Source organism: Micromonospora sp. NPDC051006 (assembly GCF_044456245.1).
GTDB lineage: Bacteria > Actinomycetota > Actinomycetes > Mycobacteriales > Micromonosporaceae > Micromonospora.
This window is the reverse complement of record NZ_JBITFP010000050.1, coordinates 1-2,500: the sequence shown is the minus strand read 5'-3', so window position 1 is coordinate 2,500 and position 2,500 is coordinate 1. Positions and strand designations below refer to the sequence as shown.

The window sequence follows — 2,500 nt, the reverse complement described above, 5'->3', positions numbered from 1 at the left end:
AGCACTTCTCACCAAGCTTGCTTGGTCAGAGGCCAGTTCATCAGCGAATGTCTGATGCTGGTTGCTCATGGGTGGAACGTTGACTATTCGGCACTGTCGGTCTGCTTGGACTGTGAGTACTGCTTCGGCGTGGAAAACAGTTCAAGAGGTTGAGGGTGTCGGGCACGCTGTTGGGTGTCTGAGGGAGCGGCCAGTTTGGTCTGCTTCTTCGGTTGCCGGCCCCGGTATAGGTCTGCTTCGGCGGGTTGTGACGGGTGGTTGGTCGTTGTTTGAGAACTGCACAGTGGACGCGAGCATCTGTGGCCAAGTTTTTAAGGGCGCACGGTGGATGCCTTGGCACCAGGAACCGATGAAGGACGTGGGAGGCCACGATAGTCCCCGGGGAGTCGTCAACCAGGCTTTGATCCGGGGGTTTCCGAATGGGGAAACCCGGCAGTCGTCATGGGCTGTCACCCGCTGCTGAACTCATAGGCAGTGTGGAGGGAACGCGGGGAAGTGAAACATCTCAGTACCCGCAGGAAGAGAAAACAACCGTGATTCCGGGAGTAGTGGCGAGCGAAACTGGATGAGGCCAAACCGTATGTGTGTGATACCCGGCAGGGGTTGCGCATGCGGGGTTGTGGGATCTCTCTTCCACGGTCTGCCGGCCGTGGGACGAGTCAGAAACCGTTGATGTAGGCGAAGGACATGCGAAAGGTCCGGCGTAGAGGGTAAGACCCCCGTAGTCGAAACATCAGCGGCTCGTTTGAGAGACACCCAAGTAGCACGGGGCCCGAGAAATCCCGTGTGAATCTGGCGGGACCACCCGCTAAGCCTAAATATTCCCTGGTGACCGATAGCGGATAGTACCGTGAGGGAATGGTGAAAAGTACCGCGGGAGCGGAGTGAAATAGTACCTGAAACCGTGTGCCTACAAGCCGTGGGAGCGTCGCGCATCGAGCTTGCTCGGTGCGTCGTGACTGCGTGCCTTTTGAAGAATGAGCCTGCGAGTTAGCGGTGTGTAGCGAGGTTAACCCGTGTGGGGAAGCCGTAGCGAAAGCGAGTCCGAACAGGGCGTTTCGAGTTGCACGCTCTAGACCCGAAGCGGAGTGATCTAGCCATGGGCAGGTTGAAGCGGCTGTAAGAGGTCGTGGAGGACCGAACCCACCAGGGTTGAAAACCTGGGGGATGACCTGTGGTTAGGGGTGAAAGGCCAATCAAACTCCGTGATAGCTGGTTCTCCCCGAAATGCATTTAGGTGCAGCGTCGTGTGTTTCTTGCCGGAGGTAGAGCACTGGATAGGCGATGGGCCCTACCGGGTTACTGACCTTAGCCAAACTCCGAATGCCGGTAAGTGAGAGCGCGGCAGTGAGACTGTGGGGGATAAGCTCCATGGTCGAGAGGGAAACAGCCCAGAGCATCGACTAAGGCCCCTAAGCGTACGCTAAGTGGGAAAGGATGTGGAGTCGCAGAGACAACCAGGAGGTTGGCTTAGAAGCAGCCACCCTTGAAAGAGTGCGTAATAGCTCACTGGTCTAGTGATTCCGCGCCGACAATGTAGCGGGGCTCAAGCGTACCGCCGAAGTCGTGTCATTGCAGCATGAGGGCCAACGCCCGCTGTGATGGGTAGGGGAGCGTCGTGTGCCGGGTGAAGCAGCCGTGGAAGCGAGTTGTGGACGGTTCACGAGTGAGAATGCAGGCATGAGTAGCGATTCACACGTGAGAAACGTGTGCGCCGATTGACTAAGGGTTCCTGGGTCAAGCTGATCTGCCCAGGGTAAGTCGGGACCTAAGGCGAGGCCGACAGGCGTAGTCGATGGATAACCGGTTGATATTCCGGTACCCGCTGTGAAGCGTCAAACATTGAATCCAGTGATGCTAAGCCCGTGAAGCCGTTCCGGACCCTTCGGGGAATGGAAAGTGGTGGAGCCGGTGGCCCGAGCTGGTAGTAGGTGAGTGATGGGGTGACGCAGGAAGGTAGTCCATCCCGGGCGGTGGTTGTCCCGGGGTAAGGGTGTAGGCCGTGCGATAGGTAAATCCGTCGTACATGTGGCTGAGACCTGATGCCGAGCCGATTGTGGTGAAGTGGATGATCCTATGCTGTCGAGAAAAGCCTCTAGCGAGTTTCATGGCGGCCCGTACCCTAAACCGACTCAGGTGGTCAGGTAGAGAATACCGAGGCGTTCGGGTGAACTATGGTTAAGGAACTCGGCAAAATGCCCCCGTAACTTCGGGAGAAGGGGGGCCATGTCTGGTGATGAGTCTTGCACTCTGAGCTGGGTGTGGCCGCAGAGACCAGCGAGAAGCGACTGTTTACTAAAAACACAGGTCCGTGCGAAGCCGTAAGGCGATGTATACGGACTGACGCCTGCCCGGTGCTGGAACGTTAAGGGGACCGGTTAGTCACATTTCGGTGTGGCGAAGCTGAGAACTTAAGCGCCAGTAAACGGCGGTGGTAACTATAACCATCCTAAGGTAGCGAAATTCCTTGTCGGGTAAGTTCCGACCTGCACGAATGGCG

Annotated in this window: 1 rRNA gene; it reads left to right on the top strand. The window is 57.2% G+C overall.

Going from position 1 to position 2,500, the window contains the following annotated elements:
- Positions 1-301 precede the first annotated feature (301 nt).
- Positions 302-2,500 (top strand): 23S ribosomal RNA (locus tag ACIBBA_RS33530); the annotation flags it as partial.